This window comes from Streptomyces sp. NPDC014734 (assembly GCF_043083325.1).
GTDB lineage: Bacteria > Actinomycetota > Actinomycetes > Streptomycetales > Streptomycetaceae > Streptomyces.
On record NZ_JBIBYN010000016.1, the window covers coordinates 17,008 to 33,147 of the forward strand.

General features: G+C 69.9%; 15 protein-coding genes and 1 tRNA gene. 8 read left to right on the forward strand and 8 right to left on the reverse strand.

The features are described 5' to 3' along the window. Positions 1 to 62 precede the first annotated feature (62 nt). Both ACF1CT_RS23745 and ACF1CT_RS23750 read right to left on the reverse strand, forming a co-directional pair. Entirely contained in the window at positions 63 to 1,058 is a 996-nt protein-coding gene (locus ACF1CT_RS23745) for an SURF1 family cytochrome oxidase biogenesis protein (protein ID WP_391785930.1), read from the reverse strand. Between the two features lie 178 nt (positions 1,059 to 1,236). Next, positions 1,237 to 3,168 carry a S9 family peptidase gene (locus ACF1CT_RS23750; RefSeq protein ID WP_391786068.1) on the reverse strand — a complete coding sequence of 644 codons (1,932 nt, stop codon included), beginning with the start codon at positions 3,166 to 3,168 and terminating at the stop codon, positions 1,237 to 1,239. Between the two features lie 157 nt (positions 3,169 to 3,325). On the opposite strand from ACF1CT_RS23750, the gene ACF1CT_RS23755 reads away from it, so the two are divergent. Then, on the forward strand, positions 3,326 to 4,165 hold the full coding sequence (locus ACF1CT_RS23755) for a class I SAM-dependent methyltransferase (protein ID WP_391785931.1): 840 nt from the start codon (positions 3,326 to 3,328) through the stop codon (positions 4,163 to 4,165). Positions 4,166 to 4,217: 52 nt separating this feature from the next. Then, a complete protein-coding gene (locus ACF1CT_RS23760; RefSeq protein ID WP_391785932.1) occupies positions 4,218 to 4,607 on the forward strand; it encodes a nuclear transport factor 2 family protein in 390 nt (129 codons plus the stop codon). 371 nt (positions 4,608 to 4,978) lie between these two features. Here the strand turns inward: ACF1CT_RS23760 and ACF1CT_RS23765 are convergent, their stop codons facing one another. Then, positions 4,979 to 5,782 (reverse strand): SGNH/GDSL hydrolase family protein, encoded by an 804-nt coding sequence (locus ACF1CT_RS23765; protein ID WP_391785933.1) that lies wholly within the window; start codon positions 5,780 to 5,782, stop codon positions 4,979 to 4,981. A gap of 709 nt (positions 5,783 to 6,491) precedes the next feature. Between ACF1CT_RS23765 and ACF1CT_RS23770 the strand changes: the two genes are divergently transcribed. Beyond that, positions 6,492 to 6,995 carry an FBP domain-containing protein gene (locus ACF1CT_RS23770; protein ID WP_391785934.1) on the forward strand — a complete coding sequence of 168 codons (504 nt, stop codon included), beginning with the start codon at positions 6,492 to 6,494 and terminating at the stop codon, positions 6,993 to 6,995. Here ACF1CT_RS23770 and ACF1CT_RS23775 read toward each other — a convergent pair. Next, positions 6,982 to 7,824 (reverse strand): alpha/beta hydrolase, encoded by an 843-nt coding sequence (locus tag ACF1CT_RS23775; protein WP_391785935.1) that lies wholly within the window; start codon positions 7,822 to 7,824, stop codon positions 6,982 to 6,984. The two genes, ACF1CT_RS23770 and ACF1CT_RS23775, sit on opposite strands and share 14 nt — an antisense overlap. A 112-nt stretch (positions 7,825 to 7,936) precedes the next feature. Between ACF1CT_RS23775 and ACF1CT_RS23780 the strand changes: the two genes are divergently transcribed. Further along, positions 7,937 to 8,389, forward strand: coding sequence for a MarR family transcriptional regulator (locus ACF1CT_RS23780; RefSeq protein ID WP_391785936.1), 453 nt, complete (start codon positions 7,937 to 7,939; stop codon positions 8,387 to 8,389). A 114-nt stretch (positions 8,390 to 8,503) separates the two neighbouring features. Here the strand turns inward: ACF1CT_RS23780 and ACF1CT_RS23785 are convergent, their stop codons facing one another. Both ACF1CT_RS23785 and ACF1CT_RS23790 read right to left on the reverse strand, forming a co-directional pair. Beyond that, positions 8,504 to 9,220, reverse strand: coding sequence for a response regulator (locus tag ACF1CT_RS23785; RefSeq protein ID WP_391785937.1), 717 nt, complete (start codon positions 9,218 to 9,220; stop codon positions 8,504 to 8,506). Beyond that, a complete protein-coding gene (locus tag ACF1CT_RS23790; protein WP_391785938.1) occupies positions 9,217 to 10,518 on the reverse strand; it encodes a histidine kinase in 1,302 nt (433 codons plus the stop codon). The genes ACF1CT_RS23785 and ACF1CT_RS23790 overlap by 4 nt, the downstream gene beginning before the upstream one ends. Positions 10,519 to 10,759: 241 nt before the next feature. On the opposite strand from ACF1CT_RS23790, the gene ACF1CT_RS23795 reads away from it, so the two are divergent. The 3 genes from ACF1CT_RS23795 to ACF1CT_RS23805 all read left to right on the forward strand — a co-directional run bounded on the left by ACF1CT_RS23795 (position 10,760) and on the right by ACF1CT_RS23805 (position 13,784). Further along, a complete protein-coding gene (locus ACF1CT_RS23795; protein ID WP_391785939.1) occupies positions 10,760 to 11,089 on the forward strand; it encodes a DUF4190 domain-containing protein in 330 nt (109 codons plus the stop codon). A gap of 154 nt (positions 11,090 to 11,243) precedes the next feature. Beyond that, complete coding sequence (locus ACF1CT_RS23800) at positions 11,244 to 12,731, forward strand: alpha/beta hydrolase (RefSeq protein ID WP_391785940.1); 1,488 nt, start codon at positions 11,244 to 11,246, stop codon at positions 12,729 to 12,731. A 351-nt stretch (positions 12,732 to 13,082) separates the two neighbouring features. Continuing rightward, positions 13,083 to 13,784 (forward strand): GIY-YIG nuclease family protein, encoded by a 702-nt coding sequence (locus tag ACF1CT_RS23805; protein WP_391785941.1) that lies wholly within the window; start codon positions 13,083 to 13,085, stop codon positions 13,782 to 13,784. Between the two features lie 275 nt (positions 13,785 to 14,059). On the opposite strand, the gene ACF1CT_RS23810 is transcribed toward ACF1CT_RS23805, so the two are convergent. Next, positions 14,060 to 14,133 (reverse strand) — tRNA-Pro (locus ACF1CT_RS23810). 123 nt (positions 14,134 to 14,256) lie between these two features. Further along, positions 14,257 to 15,195 (reverse strand): metallophosphoesterase, encoded by a 939-nt coding sequence (locus tag ACF1CT_RS23815; RefSeq protein ID WP_391785942.1) that lies wholly within the window; start codon positions 15,193 to 15,195, stop codon positions 14,257 to 14,259. 295 nt (positions 15,196 to 15,490) lie between these two features. On the opposite strand from ACF1CT_RS23815, the gene ACF1CT_RS23820 reads away from it, so the two are divergent. Next, positions 15,491 to 15,955 carry a GatB/YqeY domain-containing protein gene (locus ACF1CT_RS23820; protein ID WP_391785943.1) on the forward strand — a complete coding sequence of 155 codons (465 nt, stop codon included), beginning with the start codon at positions 15,491 to 15,493 and terminating at the stop codon, positions 15,953 to 15,955. Positions 15,956 to 16,140 lie beyond the last annotated feature (185 nt).

Consider the following 16,140-nt stretch of genomic DNA (forward strand, 5'->3'; position numbering starts at 1 on the left):
GCGGCGCGTGCCCCGGGTGTGACCGGACCGGGGCCTCGGAAGGTGCCCGGGCCCCGGAGGGCTCAGACGGCGCCGGTCCTCACATCGGGGTCGGACCGTACGCCGGGGTCGGGCCGTACGCCGGGATCGGTGGGCACGGCGCTCGTGTTCGCGTCGGAGTCCACGGCAGAGCCAGTGTTCGCGTCCGGGCCCGAGTCCGATGCCGGGCCCGAGCCAGCGTTCACGCCGGAGTCCGCAGCCGGCCCGGAGTCCGCGGCCACGCCGGGGTCAGTGTTCGCGTTCACGTCGGCGCTCGTCTCCGTGACGAGGCCCAACTTCAGGTCGCGCGCCGCTTCGGTCTCGCGGCGGACCAGTCGGAACCACATGAAGAGCACGAATCCGGCGAATACGAACCACTCGCCGGTGTAGCCGAGGTTCTGGAAGGCCTTCAGGTCCAGGCCGGTGCCCTGCGCCGCGGCGGCCGGTACGGGACGCAGCCCGCCCACGGCCCCCGTGTCCTGGAGCGTCACCCATGCGTCGTACACGTCGTACGGGACGAGGTTGACCAGCGTCGCGGCACTGATCATGCCGAGTTGGCCGGTCGGCAGTCCGCCCCCGGCGTCGACCCCCGAGGTGCCGGCGTTCTCCGAGGCCTGGAGGTCGCCGGTGACCGTGACCGTACCGGCCGGAGCAGCGGGCACCGCAGTGCGGCCGGGCTTGCCGGGCAACCAGCCGCGCACCACCGGCAGGGCCCTGCCGCCGTTCGTGCGGAGCATGCTCAGGACGTAGAAGCCGTTCTTGCCGTCCAGTTCCCGGTGGGGCACCAGGAACTGGTCGGCGTACCGGCCGGTGGCGGTGGCCGGACGGCCGGAGGTCTCCAAGTCGACGGGAAGCAGGTCGTCGATCGGCTCGGCGGCCCTGGTGCCCGGGGCCGGCTGCTTCTCGGCGGCGTTGTGCGTCTGCACGCGGTCCTCGAAGCGGCCGAGCTGCCAGGTGCCCATGAACACGCAGAACGGGATGGCCAGCACGACGAACAGGTTGATCCCCCACCACCGCGGGGTCAGCAGGAACCGGTACACCCCTCCACGGTACGGTCCCCGCTCCCGGCCCCCGGCGCTGGGGTGTCGCTGTCCCGCCCCCGCGTCGCCTCGTCCGCGCCCGTGTCCGCGCCCGCGCCCGTGGCCGTGCCTGTTTCACCAGCCCCGCTCGCTCCGTACAGCTGCCGCCCCGCTCGTTCCGTACCGCCGCCGCCCGTGCTCAGCCGTCGGACACGGGGGCGGAGGAGGCGCCGCCCGTGCCCAGGTGGCGGCGGGCGAAGTCGAGCTCCAGCCGGACCTGCTTGATCCGCTCCTCCACGACGAGCGAACCGTGCCCCGCGTCGTAGCGGTAGACCTCGTGCGTCGCGTCGCGTCCCTTCAGCCGGTCCACGTAGTTCTCGATCTGGCGGATAGGACAGCGCGGGTCGTTCACACCCGCCGAGATGTAGACCGGAGCCCGGACGGAGTCGACGTAGGTCAGCGGGGACGACGCCTCGAAGCGCTCGGGCACCTCCTCCGGCGTTCCGCCCAACAGGGTGCGGTCCAGCGCCTTCAGATCCTCCATCTCGTCGTGGTACGCCGTGACGTAGTCGGCGACCGGGACGGCCGCCAGGCCCAGGGCCCATGCGTCCGGCTGTGTACCCAGCCCCAGCAGCGTCAGATAGCCGCCCCAGGAGCCACCGGCGAGCACCAGCTTCTCCGGGTCGGCGAGCCCCGACGCCACCGCCCACTCCCGCACCGCGGCGATGTCCTCCAGCTCGATCAGGCCGACGCGGTGCTTGAGCGCGTCCGTCCAGGCGCGTCCGTACCCGGTGGAACCGCGGTAGTTGACCCGGACGACCGCGTAGCCGTGGTCCACCCAGGCGGCGGGACCGGACGCGAAGGCGTCGCTGTCGTGCCAGGTCGGCCCGCCGTGGATCTCGAACACGGTGGGGAACGGCCCCTCGGCCGGGGCGGCGGGCCGCTGCACGAGCGCGTGGACGCGCCCCCCGGGCCCGTCCACCCATACGTCCTCCACCGGCACGGACGCGGGGGCCTTCGCACCGGGCGGGTCGAGTACCACCGTGCCCGAGGTGGACCGGATGACGGGCGGCTGCGCGGCCGACGACCACAGGTACTCCACCGTGCCGTCCGGCCGGGCCGTGGCGCCCGACAGCGAGCCCGCAGGCGTCTCCACACGCACCGGGGCCCCGTCCGCGCCCGGCTCGTACCGCCACAGGTCGCTGCGGGCCTCGAAGCCGTGCACGATCAGCAGCGCGGAGGCGTCCGGATACCACTCGGCGCCCACATCACCGGGCAGGTCGAGCGCGAGATCGGTCTCCGTGCCCGTCATCGGGTCCCAGATCATCGGCTCCCAACGGCCCCGGCGCTGGTGCCCGACCAGGAGCCGGGTGTCACCGGCGACGGGGGCGAAGCCCAGCACGGACAGGCCCAGTTCCTTCGTTCCGCCCTCGGTGTCGTCAAGCTCCGCGACCGTGGACCCGTCCGGCCGCACCACACGCAGCGCGGAATGCATCGCGTCGCCGTGTTCGGTGTGTTCCAGGGCGATCAGCGTTCCGTCATGGCTGAGATCGCCGACGCCCGCCGACTCGCGGTGCCGGTAGATCTCGACGGGAGCCGCGCCCGGCCGTACGACATGGATCGTGGTCCCGTCCTCGTCGGTCGAGCGGCCGACCACCGCCGTTCCGTCCCGTCCGATCGCGAGCCCGGCCGGGTACGAGGCGGCAAGACCCGGCGCCGCCGGTTCGTCCGCGGGCTTCGCGTCCCCGGCGGGGTGGAACGGCTGGCGCATCCACACCCCGAACTCGTCACCGTCGGTGTCGCTGAACCACCAGATCGACTCGCCGTCCGGTGTCAGCACGCCCTCCGTCGTCCCGTTCGGCCGGTCGGTCACCTGGCGCTGTTCGCCGGTGGCGCGGTCCCACGCGTACAGCTCGTACGTCCCCGTCGCGTTGGAGACGAACAACGCGCGGTGCGGCGCGTCCTCCGCCCAGTCGGGCAGGGACACCCTGGGCGCCCTGAACCGCTGTTCCCACGTCGGTACGGACGCGTCGGCCGCCCCGCCCCCGGTCGTGGACGCCGCGCCGCCCCCGGTCGTGGACGCGGACCCGGTCGTGGACGCGGATGTCGAACCGGACTCGGGCACGGGCATCACGCCGGACTCGGGCAGAAACCCGGACTCGGCAGCGGAAGCGGTCGTCTGCGCGGCGGGGGTCGTGGAGCCGGTGATCTCAGTCATGCCCCCATTCTGCGCCGGAGTGCCGACAATTCGTTCGCGTCGTCCGCAGCCTGTGGATAACCTCCCGGGCATGCATGCAGAGACCCCCGCCGACTGGCGCCAGGCCAACCGTGCGCTCTGGGACGAACGAGTCCCCATCCATGTCGCGAGCGACTTCTACGACCTCGAATCCTTCCGAGCCGGCGAGGACGCCCTGCGCGCCTTCGAAGTCGCCGAGGTCGGGGACGTGGCAGGCAAGTCGCTGCTCCATCTGCAGTGCCACATCGGCGTCGACACCCTTTCCTGGGCCCGCCACGGAGCGTCGCGCGTCGTCGGCCTGGACTTCTCGGAACCGGCCGTCGAGGCCGCGCGCGGCCTGGCCCGCGAGATCGGACTCGGCCCGGACCGGGCGGCTTTCGTCGCCGCCGACGTCCACGACGCGGCCCAGGCCGTCCCCGACTCGTCGTACGACATCGTCTACACGGGTGTCGGTGCGTTGAACTGGCTTCCCGACACGCGTCGTTGGGCCGAGGTCGCCGCTTCGCTCGTCGCCCCGGGCGGATTTCTCTACCTCGCGGAGTTCCATCCGCTCACGGACTGCCTCGACGACTCGACCGGCAGAGAGATCGTCCACGACTACTTCAGCCGCGACGCATGGGTGGAGGAAGCCCCGGGCACGTATGCGGACTTCGACGCGCCGACCGTCCACAACCGCAGTGTCGAATGGCAGCACCCGATCGGAGACGTGGTCTCGGCGCTGGCCGCCGCAGGGCTGCGGATCGAGTTCCTGCACGAGCACGACGCCTCGCTCTTCGCCCGCTTCTCGGCGCTGGAACGGCAGGCCGACGGCTTCTACCGCTTCCCCGCCGACCGCCCGCGCATCCCGCTGATGTACTCGATCAAGGCAACGCGCCCGGCTGTCGGTTCCTGACCGCGAACCCTGTTCAGGGCCCGTTGTCAGTGGTGGGCCTCAGACTCGGACCATGACCACGACTGCTGATCTGCGTGCCGCGGTGGAGACGTACTGGGCCGCTGCCGGGAACCGTGACTGGGACACCTTCGCCGCGACACTCGCCGACGAGGTGCTGTTCGACCTGCCGCAAATCCGTGAACGCATCCGCGGCAAGGAACGGTACGTACGGTTCAACCGGGAGCACCCGGCGGGCCGGGACGTACGCGTCGAACGCATCGCGGTCGACCGCGAGGGGCAACAGGCGGCCGCGCGGACGCTTTTCACGGTCGGCCCGCAGGAGCTGCACGCCATTCACTTCTTCACGTTCGACGAGGAGGGGCGGATAAGCGGCATCACCGATTTCCGCCCCGAGCCGTACGAACCCCCGGCGGGCCGGGAGCACCTCGTGGAGCGCTATTGAGATCCGTTCGCACGGCCCCGCACGCCTCGCACTCCTTCCGCGTCCGGGCGCCCGTTTAACGCCCGTTTGAACGCCCGTCCGTCTGAGCGCCCGAGAACGTCCGCCGGCCTGAACGTTCGTCGGCCCTAGCCTCCGTCGGCCAGAAATCTCCGTCGGCTCGAACGATCGTTGGGCTGAACGCTCGTTGGCCCGAACGTTCGTCGTTCTGAACGCTCTGCGCGGGTGCCTGCCCGGATGGGCGACGGTGAGGCTCTCGTCGAAGAACGCGGGGTGGGCTGCCGAGGGGTTCGTGCTCCTCGGCAGCCCGGTTACGCCCCCTGGCACGGACGGCCGGAGAGGGCGCGGGTCCTCGTGTCTCCTTCGGTCGCGCCCTACGCGGCCGAGCGGAACGCCGGAAGGTAGCCGCCCGACTGTCCGGCCGCCTTGGGGTGGTACGAGTTGTAGACCGGGACGGACACGCTGTGGAGCCACGCGTCACCGGAGCAGAGCTCGTGCCCGGTGAATTTGTCCACCACGCTGGAGAACGTGAATCCGGCATTGGCCGCCTGCTTGGCGATGACACCGTTCAGGACGTCGGACGCGTTGTTGATGGCTGCCCGCTTCTTCTCGGAGAGCCCGGCGATGCAACTGCCGCTCAACTTGTAGAAGCGCGGGTAGCCCAGCACCACCACATGCGCCTGCGGGGCCCGGGACTTGATGGAACCGTAGAGCGAGCCCAGACGGGACGGAAGGGAGGTCTGCACCTGCGTCACGGCCGAGCTCACACTGCTCAGGCAGGTGGCTTCGCTGGACAGCACACAGTCCTGCATGACGGAGGCGAACCCCACGTCATTGCCGCCCGCGGTGACGCTGACCAGGCCGGTGGACGAGTTCAGCGCGCCGAGTTGGGTGCTCGCCACCGAGCTCGTCGTCGCGCCCGAACAGGCGACGAAGGAGAAGGAGGAGGGCGAGTTCGCAGCAGCCCAGAGGTAGGGGTAGGCGTTGGTGCTGCGGCGGCAGTCGCCGCTGTCGGAGAGGTAGCTTCCGGCACCGACGCCGGACGAGTACGAGTCACCGAGCGCGACGTACCCGCCGGCGGCTGCGGAATTCGCCCAGGCCGGCTGGGCGACGCCCAGGGCGGCTGCGGCGGCGAGGACCAGAGTGGATGCGGACGCCCAGAATCTCCGTACTGACATGGCGGTCAGCCCTCCGAAGTGTGGGGGGTGGGTGGGGGGTTGGAGCGCCATGTTTCTAGCAGCTCTAGGTACTCGCCGGTAATGGCTGAACAAGAACTGGTCTGAAATGCCCGAATGATCATTCGAATGCGTGAGCTTCGCGCGTAGATCGGCCTCCGGTCGCGCCTGCATCGCGGGGAGTGGAGAGGCGGGGGTCCGGGGGCGGCGGGCACAACAGAACCGCCCTCTGCGGTGGCACCCCGGTGAGGGGTGCCACCGCAGAGGGCGGTGGGTCTGGATCTACGGGATCAGTTGTCGTGGCCTCCGTCGATCATGCGCGGGGCGTCCGCGGAGATCAGTTGTGGCCGAACCTCCGCTGCTTCCGGTGGGAGACCTGTTCTGAGATCGAGTGCACCGGGTCCTGGGTGGGCGGTTGCTGCGTCTTCTCCGTCGTTTCCGGAGGGGCGCTTCGCTCATGACCACCGCTGCGGGCGCCGCGGTTCTGTCGACTTTGCTTCTTGCCCACGATCGTGCCTCCTGTAGCGGATCTCGGACGATGGGCCACCACCAGATTCGCATGTGAGGGTGAAAGGTGCATATCGGGTTGAAGTCGCCAGGTGCGTATCCGGCGGGACGATGGATGGGCGGCGCCGCTCCGGGGGGACGGACAGGGTGCGGCCGCCGATATTCGGATGCGGGTCACTCGCGAGGCCGCTTAGGGTCGATCCTCGTGGAACCGCTCAGTGAGAAACAGATCCGTTCGTCTTTCGTGAACTGCACCAAGGGCGACGCCGCACGACTCCGCCTGCCGCTCGATTTCGCCGAACTCGCCTGGACTGACCTGGACTTTCTCGGCTGGGTGGATCCGGGGGCGCCCTTGCGGGCCCATCTTGTGCTTCCCGCGGCGCAGGGGCCGCTGGGAATCTCGCTGCGGGTGCCTTCCGTGAGGCGTACCAGTGCCGTGAAGTCCAGCCTCTGCCAGATCTGCCTCACGGCTCACGCCTCCTCCGGCGTGACCCTGCTTGCGGCCCCGCTGGCGGGCGCCCGCGGTCGCGAGGGCAACACCGTCGGCATCTATGTCTGCGCGGACCTCGCCTGCTCGCTCTACGTGCGCGGCAAGCGGCAGCCGAAACTGCGCGCCGGCCGGTATGAGGAGACGCTGGATCTGGACGAGCGCCTCGACCGCATGAGGAGCAACCTGGGCGCCTTCGTGGCCAAGGTCACCGAGTCGTGAACGTGAGGTCCAGTACCTGCCGAAGGCGGGCCGCGTAGGCCCTCGGGTGGCTGGTGTTCCCGTTGTGGCCACCCGGAAAGTCCACCGTCTCGTGGCCGAGGAGTTCGGCCAGCGCCACGGCGCAGCGGCGGTCGAACGCGGTGTGCGGGGTCGTGCGGCCGATGGCGGGGACGATGTGCGTGCCGGCGTTCTTCAGCGCGGAGGTGTCGAGCGTGTCCTGGATGACCGCGGTGAAGTCGTGCCGGATGAAGTGGTCGAAGTTGGCGATGCGCCGAGCGTTCATCGGCTGCGGCGTCAGACCGGGCTCAGCATCGGTGTGGGCGGGATCGATCCCCAGGGTCCGGGCGATCTCCGGGATGGTGGCGTCGAGTCCTTCCCGGTCGTAGAGGTTCCGAAGGGTCGCGAGTTCGCGTACATGGCGGATGCGTTCGTGGTCGGGTAGCAGGCGCGGGGCAACGGGCTCATGGGCCACGAGCGTGTGAATCCTCCCCGGGTGCCGGACGGCGACGTGCATGCCGATGACGGCGCCGAGGCTGCAGCCGAGCATGCGGACCGGGCTGTCTGCGAGTGCGGTGAGGAGCCGGTGGACGTCGTCGGCGTGCTCCGTGAGGCTCGCCCCCCGTTCCGGGAAGTCCGGTCGGCTGCGGGACAGGCCGCGCCGGTCGTATGTGATCACGCTGTACGACTCGGCGAGCCGGGCGACGAGATCGGCGCTGCGGTCGGCGTCCCCTTCCCCGCTCTCCGAGATGAGCAGCGGCGGGCCGACTCCCTCGACCCGGTAGTGCAGGACGGCGTCGGGTACGGAGAGCGTGCCGGTGGTCGCGGGCATGGTTCCTCCCTCTTCGGGTACGGCGGCCTCTCCGTCGTGCCCTGCGGTCACCGTATTCCATCGCATTGGATACATCAATGCAGATGAATCTATTTGGATGTATGTTGTGGGGGTGGACGGAGTCGAGCTGTTCCTGCTGGGGCGCGCACTGATGAAGATCGGTGAGGATGCCCTGCCCGAGCCCCCCGGAGGCACTGGCCGCTATGCCGGCAGTACTCGGCTGGTACTGATCGTGACCAGCGATATCGCGGCCCACCCGGACAGTGCGGTCGGTGAGATCGCGGCCCGCACGGGCCTCCCGCAGAGCCAGGTCTCCGTGGCCGTCGCACGGCTGAAGGAGGCAGGATCGGTGCAGACCGTGCCGGACCCCGCCGACCGGCGTCGTGTTCTCGTACGTCCGGCCGCCGGGGTGTCCGAGCGGGTGGCCCAGGTGCGTGCCGCGGGTGTCGAGAGCGCTCTGGCCACAGCCCTCGGATCCGACGACCCGCAGCGTCTGTCGGAGGTCGCCGAGGCCTTGGACGTGCTGAAGCGCCACCTCATGCCGGCAGCGCCGTACCGCCCCTGAACTTGAGCGCCGTACCGCCCCTGAACAGAAACGCTGTACTTGCCTGAACGGGAGCGCCGTACTGTTCCTGAACAGAAGCGTTGCACCGTCCCCGGACAGCGGGTCGGGACCGCGTCAGCTGGCGAATCCCGGCACCACCAGGCCGGATTCGTACGCGATCACCACCGCGTGGGTCCGGTTCTGCGCACCGAGCTTGGTCAGCACGTTCCCGACGTGTGTCTTCACGGTCTCCAGACTCACCGTGAGCGCCCGGGCGATCTCCGGGTTGGACTGGCCGGTGGCCATCAGCCGCAGCACCGCCTCCTCGCGCCCCGTCAGTGCCGCCTTCGGCAACGCCTCGGCCGAGTTCAGCGGGCGGGCGGTGACCATCTGGCGCAGGGCCGCCGGGAAGAGGACCGCCTCTCCCGCCGCCACCACCCGCACCGCCTCCGCGATCTGCCGGACCGGGAGCCGCTTGAGCACGAACCCGCTGGCCCCCGCACTGAGCGCGGCGGTGACGTAGTCGTCGTTCTCGAAGGTGGTGATCACCATGACCTTCGGCGGATCCGGCGACTCCGCCAGAAGCCGTCGGGTGGCCTCGATCCCGTTGCGGCGGGGCATGCGTACATCCATCAGGACCACGTCCGGCCGCAGCCGCCGGGCCTGCTCGACGGCCTCGATACCGTCGGCGGCCTCCCCGACGACCGTTATCCGCGGTTGCGCCGCGAGCAGCATGCGCAGACCGCTGCGGGTCACCTCGTCGTCGTCCGCGATCAAAAGGGTGACCGTGGTGGCGGCAGGGCCGGTGTCCGCGGTGCCGTTTGCGACGTCAACCGCTTCAGGGCCCGTCATGCCGACACCCGTGCGGGCAGGCGGACCGTCAGCCGCCAGTGCCCCGCCCCGTCGGGGCCCGCCCCGAACTCGCCGTGCAGCAGCCGCACGCGCTCCGCGAGGCCGGGCAGGCCGTGCCCGGATGTCGGGAAGATCCCCCGGCCCGCATCCGTGACCGGGCTCGTCCCCTGCCCGGTCCGGTTGACCACGCTGAGCTCCAGCCCGTCCCGCGTGGTCGCCACTCCGACCCTGATCGGACCTTCCGCTCCGTGCCGCAGCGCGTTGGTCAGCCCCTCCTGCAGGATTCGGTACGCCGCCCGGGACAGCGTTCCCTGCACCTGCGCCACGTCCCCCGTCAGTTCCGGTTCGACCGTGGCGCCCGCGTGCCGCAACCGATCGATCAGTTCGGGCAGATCGGCCAGGGTCCGGGGCGGTGCCGTCTCCGCCTTCTCCTCGCGCAGCACACCCAGCACGTAGTCCAGGTCCTCCAACGCGGCCCGGGTCGACTCCTCGATGCTGCGGAGGGCGGCCCTCGCCGCCACCGGGTCCGCGGCGAGTACCTCGCCCGCCACCGCCGCCTGGATCGTGGCCGCCGTCAGTGTGTGCCCGATCGAGTCGTGCAACTCGTGCGCCAGTCGGTTGCGTTCGGCCAGCCGCTGTTCCCGCTCGGCCGCCAGCGCGAGCCGTTCGGCCGATGACGGCCCCAACAGCCGTGGCGCCAGCCACCGCAGAGTGCCCGTCGTCGCCACGCACACGAGCGCTGCCAGCAGCACGCAGACGAGCGCCGCCACCCAGCTCTGCCAGCCGCCCCTCGGCCACAGCGTCCAGTCGAACAGAACCAGCTCCGCGTCGATGTCGAGCCAATGCCCCGGGAGGGACACGCCCGCGAGGAGCAGTACGACGCTCGCCAGTGTCCCCGTCCACCCCAGCGCCACGTGCAACAGCAGCCAGAGCGGAGTGCGCCAGCGGTCGCCGCCGGACGGCACGGCGGGCTCCGGCGCGGCCGGCCCCGGGCCGGTGCCGGCCACGCCCGCACGTCCGCGCACGGGAACCGGATCCGGCAGTTGCACCCTCAGCATGCGGCGGGCGCACATGATCAGTACCCGCCGCGTGATGGTGGCGAGGCCGACCGGGGCGACCAGCGCCGCCCAGACCAGCAGGGCAAGAGCGGCCTGTACTTCATACGGGGCGGAAGGCCACGCCTGCGCCGGAAGAGCGGCGAAAGGCAACAATGGAGCGCTCGCCATGGCTCCGAAAAAGGCGAACAGCATGCCCGTATACGTGGAGCCGCTCAAGAACGGCCGGATTCCCCTGGTCATAGTCGGCCAGTATGGCTGTTCGACTCGCCGCGGTCCTCCCTCGATCGGGGGAGGACTTTTTCCCGCCTTCTCGCGATGTGCGTCCGTGCCCCCGGAATCCATGATCGTGTCCGGCCCAGTCGAAACGGGAGGACGACAGATGAACACGCAGGGGATGGCGGCGCCGCCGCGTCACGGGGCATCGACGGGGACGGTTACGGTCCGGACGACGTCGGCGCCGTCCGGAGGGGCCGGGGACGGTATGCGGCCTCAGGCGGGCAGGAACGGCCTGGCCACGGCAGCCGTGGTGCTGGGCATCACAGGCCTGTTCACCTCGTTCGTCTTTGTCGGCGGACTGCTCGGCGCCATCGGCGTGGTCCTGGGCGTCGTCGGCCTGAGGGCGACCCGGCGAACCGGTGTCGGCCGGGGCAGGGCCCTCACCGGTGTGATGACGTCGATTCTCGCGATCACGGTGTCCGTCCTGTTCGCCTTCTTCATGGCCTGGTACGCGAACAAGACGCAGGAGTGCTACCGGCCCGACAGTTTCCAGGAATACGTGCAGTGCGTCCGCGGGCACCTCGCCGGGAACTGACCGACAACAGGTTCCCCGGGCAGTAGGGCACACGACGCAATCCGTTCGCCGGCCGTGAATTCATGCCCGACTTCCGTTCGTGGCCACTTCGCCCACCCGTGTGCAAGGCACGGAAAAGCACATCACCCCTCACCCGACAAGGACGAGCATCACTGTGCGAAACACACGCATGGCCTCCCTTCTGGCCATTGGCGCCGCGGCGACTCTGGCGGCGACGCCGACACCCGCGTCGGCCTCCACCACATCCGGGGCCCCGGCCGGACACCTCATGCGGCAGTACACGCAGCAGAAGCTCCACTGGCAGCGCTGCGACGCGGAGACTCCCGCCACCTTTCAGTGCGCGACTCTCAAGGTGCCGCTGGATTACGGCGATCCCGGTGGCAGGAAGCTCGACATCGCGGTGAACCGGTTGAGGGCCGGCAGCACGAAGGAACGTCGCGGCGCGCTGCTGTTCAACCCCGGCGGACCCGGCGCGTCGGGCCTGGGCCTGCCGGTCGCCATGGAGAAATACCTCCCCCAGGAGGTGAAGAGGCAGTACGACCTCATCGGGTTCGACCCGAGGGGCGTCGGACAGAGCTCTCCCCTCGGCTGCGGTCTGAGTCCCGACGAACTGAACTTCGACCGTCCCTACTACGCCAAGGCCTTCGCGAAGGACGTGCGGTGGGCGCGAACGGTGGCCGACAAGTGCCTGGCCGAGGAGGGGGACAAGCTGCCGCACATCACCACCCGCAACACCGCACGCGACATGGACCTCATCCGTGCCGTCCTGGGAGAGCGAAAGATCTCCTACTTCGGGGGTTCGTACGGCACCTACCTCGGCGCCGTCTACATGCAGATGTTCCCCACCCGGTCCGACCGGTTCGTGCTGGACAGCGCGGTCGACCCCGCACAGTACGGGCGCGGTACGTTCCAGCAGATGGCGGAGGCGACCGAGCCCGCCTTCGAGAGGTGGAGCCAGTGGACCGCCCAGCGGCACACGACGTACCAACTGGGCAAGACCCCGGCCGAGGTCCGCGAAACCTTCTGGGACATCGTGGCCCGGGCCAACCGCAAGCCCGTCGTCACCGACGAGGGACCCTTCACCGGTGACGACATCCGCGCCATGCGCGACATGTTCTTCCGGACGGAGCAGGCTGCCGACTGGATCGTCGGACTGAAGAAGGCCGCCGAGCGCGGCGAGCCCGCCGCACCGGCGCCCGACCCCGGGCTCCCGCCGGAGAACGAGATAGCGAGCCTCTGGGCGGTCATGTGCGGCGACACCTCCCGTGCATGGCCGCACAACCCCGAGCAGTACCGGAGCGACGCCATGCGCGACAAGGCCCGCTATCCGCTGTACGGCGATTTCGCCTCCAACATCAAGCCGTGCGCCTTCTGGAAGCCGGGCAGCGAGGCCCCGACCAAGGTCGACAACAAGGTCAAGGCGCTGATCCTGCAGAACGAGTGGGACTCCCAAACGCCTCTGGCGGCCGCCCGGTCCATGCATCGCGCGCTGCACGGATCCCGGATGGTCACCGTCGCGGGAGGAGAGGGGCACGGCGTCTACGGCGCCGAGTCCTGTGCGGACGAGCTCGCCACCGTCTACCTGACCACGGGCAGGCTCCCGGCCGAGGACCTCACCTGCCGGACACCGGCCACGCGATGAACCACCGCTCCTGACGCCCACCGGCCCAGAGCATGAGGGTGGGGCCGTCCCGTCGGGGGAAGGCCCCACCCTCATGCTCGTGGCGGGACCCCGTCATTCATGGACCGGCCCGTGGTCCGTGGACGGGGACCGGGGCCGGTGGTCCGTGGACTGGGGCTCGGGGTCCGACCTGCTCTCGCGGATCAGGCCCCTGACCTGGTGTTTCAGCTGTCGGGGTGGCGGGATTTGAACCCACGGCCTCTTCGTCCCGAACGAGGTAGACCCAGGATCCCCGCCTGCGCGAGCGGCGTTTCCCCTGGTCAGGCTGGAGCTGGGGACGGGACGCTGTAGGGGGCTTCGTAAGATCAACGGATGACAGCAGCACCCAAGCCAGCGGCCCGCGTCGAGCAGAAGTGGGGCTTCGGCATGGCCCCGATCAAGTCGAATGTGCAGGCAGAACGCATCAGGGCAGCCCGCACCGTGCTTGCAACCCTGGTGGATGGCCGCACGGCTGCCCTGGGGCGGATCGATGATCTCTCCGTGATCAAGGGCATGTTCACCCGGACCTACAAGAAGGACCAGTGGGACTGGTTCACGGTGTGGAGTCAGCTCGGCTTTCCGCCCCACCGGATGGCCAGCGGCGTCTCCGGCGACCTGCTGGCCCTGCGCAGAGCGATACAGGGCTGTGACGCAACAGCCACGTCTAGCCGGATCGCCGCGCTCGGCACTCGTGATCTGGTCGCGACTCTCCAGCGGTTCATCGAAGGCACGCCCCTGCGCAAGCCGGACCACGGCTTCATCTACGTTCTGTCGACACGTGAGATGCCGGGCATCCTCAAGGTGGGCTACACGGACCGGGACGTGGCGACAAGGGCGAGGGAGATCAGCTCCTCGACAGGCGTCCCCATCCCATACGGGGCAAGAGGCGCCTGGATGGTTCCACACGCTCGCCGCGTGGAAGGCGATCTTCACGCGCTACTTGCCGAGTACCGGCTTCGAGGCGATCGCGAGTTCTTCCGTATGGACTACAGGCAGGCGGCCGCGGTCATCGATGCGTACGTCAAGACCCTGTAGCCCCAGCTGTCAGGGTCGGGTGCCGACGCCCCGCGCCGCGTCGAAGCCGACGCAAGTGAAGTCGTACCCGAACGGCTGGAGTCCGTACGGTCCCGAACCGCACCGGGCTCCGGCGGGGCGGCGAATTCGGAGGTGCCCGACGTGACAGGTTCAGCGCCCTGCCCGCCCCGTGTCAGGAGGGCGAGCCGACGATCGCTGAGAGCATCGCGGCCCGTAAACCATTCAGGGGCTTGACCCGCGATGCGGATCAAGCCCCTGACCTGGTGTTTCAGCTGTCGGGGTGGCGGGATTTGAACCCACGACCTCTTCGTCCCGAACGAAGCGCGCTGCCAAGCTGCGCTACACCCCGATCGCCACCGGCTTCCCGGCGACATCGATTACTTTAGCCCACCCGCGCCCGCAGACGAAATCCGGTTTGCGGGCCGCTGACGGCTGCGGTGAGCGGGGTCGGGGAGCCAGTGGTGCCGCGGAGTCAGTCGCGGGGGGTGAGGGTCAGGAGGGTCGCCTCGGGAGGGCAGGCGAAGCGGACCGGCGTGTAGCGGTTGGTGCCGCAGCCCGCGGAGACGTGGAGGTAGGCGCGGTTGCCGTCGACGGAGTGGGTGGAGAGGCCCTTGACCCGGTCCGTGTCCAGGTCGCAGTTGGTGACCAGGGCGCCGTAGAAGGGGATGCAGAGCTGACCGCCGTGGGTGTGACCGGCCAGGACCAGGGGGTAACCGTCCCTGGTGAAGGCATCCAGGGAGCGCAGGTAGGGAGCGTGGACGACGCCGATGGAGAGGTCGGCACCGGTTTCGGGGCCGCCCGAGACCTCTGCGTAGCGGTCCCGTTTGATGTGTGGGTCGTCCAGGCCCGTGAAAGCGATGTCCAGCCCGTCGACCTTGAGGTGGCCGCGGGTGTTGGACAGGCCGAGCCAGCCAGCCTCGTCGAAGGCGTCGCGCATGGGCTGCCACGGGTTGTGGACGGCGCCGACCGCAGGGGCGTTTCCGTTGAGACCGTGCTTGCCCTGGACCTTCTCCAGGAGGTAGCGGGCAGGGTTGCGGAGCTTGGGCCCGTAGTAGTCGTTGGACCCGAAGACGTACACGCCGGGGAACGTCATCAGCGGACCGAGGGCGTCGAGCAGTTCCGGCACCGCCTCGGGGTCGGAGAGGTTGTCGCCGGTGTTGACGACGAAGTCCGGACGCAGCCCGGCCAGCGACTGCAGCCAGGCACGCTTCTTGCGCTGGCCGCTCACCATGTGGATGTCGGAGACCTGGAGGACGCGCAGCGGGCGTGCCCCATGGGGAAGCACGGGAATGGCGACCCGCCGCAGGCGGAACGAGCGGGCCTCGAATCCGGCGGCGTAGGCGAGACCGGCCGCGCCGACCGCCGCGCCGACTGCCGTGATTTTCAGGGGAACTCCGTAGCGTGCGCGCATGAGTCCATCGTCGCAGACACCGCGCGGCGGGAGGAAAGTTGGTGGGCGGGAGACAGCCCGTCGGCGAGGTGGGTGGTGGCCGGACGGCGGCCGGGAAGGGGAGAGGAGAGCGGAGGAAAGAGAGAGGAAAGGGAGGGAGGAGAGAAGGAGAGGGCAGAAGGGAGAGGTGAGAGGGGAAGGGGGGAGAGGAGGCGGGAGAGGGGAGGGGACAGAGAGGAGAAGGGAGCGCGCGGGGGAGCGGGGCGTGGAGGAAACAGACGGGCGCAGGAGGCTGCGCACCTGCCACAATCACCACATGACCACGCTCAAGTCCAAGCTCAAGGAAGACCTCACCACGGCCATGAAGGCACGTGACGAGCTGACCTCGTCCACGCTCCGGCTGACCCTCACCGCCATCGCGAAGGAGGAGGTCAGCGGCGAGTCGGCGCGCGAGCTCTCCGACGACGAGGTGCAGAAGGTGATCGCCAAGGAGGCGAAGAAGCGTCGGGAGGCGGCCGAGGCGTTCGCCAAGGGTGGCCGGGCCGAGCAGGCCGAGCGCGAGAAGGCGGAGGGCGAGATCCTCGACGCGTACCTGCCGAAGCAGCTGACCGACGACGAGCTGGGCGCGATCGTGACGTCCGCGGTCGACGAGGCCAGGGCAGCCGGCGCGGAGGGTCCGCGGGCGATGGGTGCCGTCATGAAGATCGTGACCCCGAAGGTCGCGGGGCTGGCTGACGGCGGCCGGGTGGCGGCCGCGGTCAAGAAGCTTCTGGCGGGCTGAAACCGGACACCGGCCTTCCGCGCGGCGACGGCCGTGGATTTTCCGTACGGTTGCGGCCCCGGATGCTCCGGACGGGTACGGACCTGGGTTCTCCGTACGGATGGATGCGGATGGGCCGGGGCGGTCGGACAGGTACGCGGTACGGGCGCCGGGATCCGTCCGGACCTACCCGTGCGGACGGTTCT

What these genes read in the sequence shown, in the direction of transcription:
- ACF1CT_RS23765 (WP_391785933.1), bottom strand. Translation starts at nt 5,782, where the DNA reads ATGTCAGTACGGAGATTCTGGGCGTCCGCATCCACTCTGGTCCTCGCC.
- ACF1CT_RS23755 (WP_391785931.1), top strand. Translation starts at nt 3,326, where the DNA reads ATGCATGCAGAGACCCCCGCCGACTGGCGCCAGGCCAACCGTGCGCTC.
- ACF1CT_RS23785 (WP_391785937.1), bottom strand. Translation starts at nt 9,220, where the DNA reads ATGACGGGCCCTGAAGCGGTTGACGTCGCAAACGGCACCGCGGACACC.
- ACF1CT_RS23805 (WP_391785941.1), top strand. Translation starts at nt 13,083, where the DNA reads ATGACAGCAGCACCCAAGCCAGCGGCCCGCGTCGAGCAGAAGTGGGGC.
- ACF1CT_RS23790 (WP_391785938.1), bottom strand. Translation starts at nt 10,518, where the DNA reads ATGACCAGGGGAATCCGGCCGTTCTTGAGCGGCTCCACGTATACGGGC.
- ACF1CT_RS23820 (WP_391785943.1), top strand. Translation starts at nt 15,491, where the DNA reads ATGACCACGCTCAAGTCCAAGCTCAAGGAAGACCTCACCACGGCCATG.
- ACF1CT_RS23760 (WP_391785932.1), top strand. Translation starts at nt 4,218, where the DNA reads ATGACCACGACTGCTGATCTGCGTGCCGCGGTGGAGACGTACTGGGCC.
- ACF1CT_RS23795 (WP_391785939.1), top strand. Translation starts at nt 10,760, where the DNA reads ATGCGGCCTCAGGCGGGCAGGAACGGCCTGGCCACGGCAGCCGTGGTG.
- ACF1CT_RS23775 (WP_391785935.1), bottom strand. Translation starts at nt 7,824, where the DNA reads ATGCCCGCGACCACCGGCACGCTCTCCGTACCCGACGCCGTCCTGCAC.
- ACF1CT_RS23815 (WP_391785942.1), bottom strand. Translation starts at nt 15,195, where the DNA reads ATGCGCGCACGCTACGGAGTTCCCCTGAAAATCACGGCAGTCGGCGCG.
- ACF1CT_RS23750 (WP_391786068.1), bottom strand. Translation starts at nt 3,168, where the DNA reads ATGCCCGTGCCCGAGTCCGGTTCGACATCCGCGTCCACGACCGGGTCC.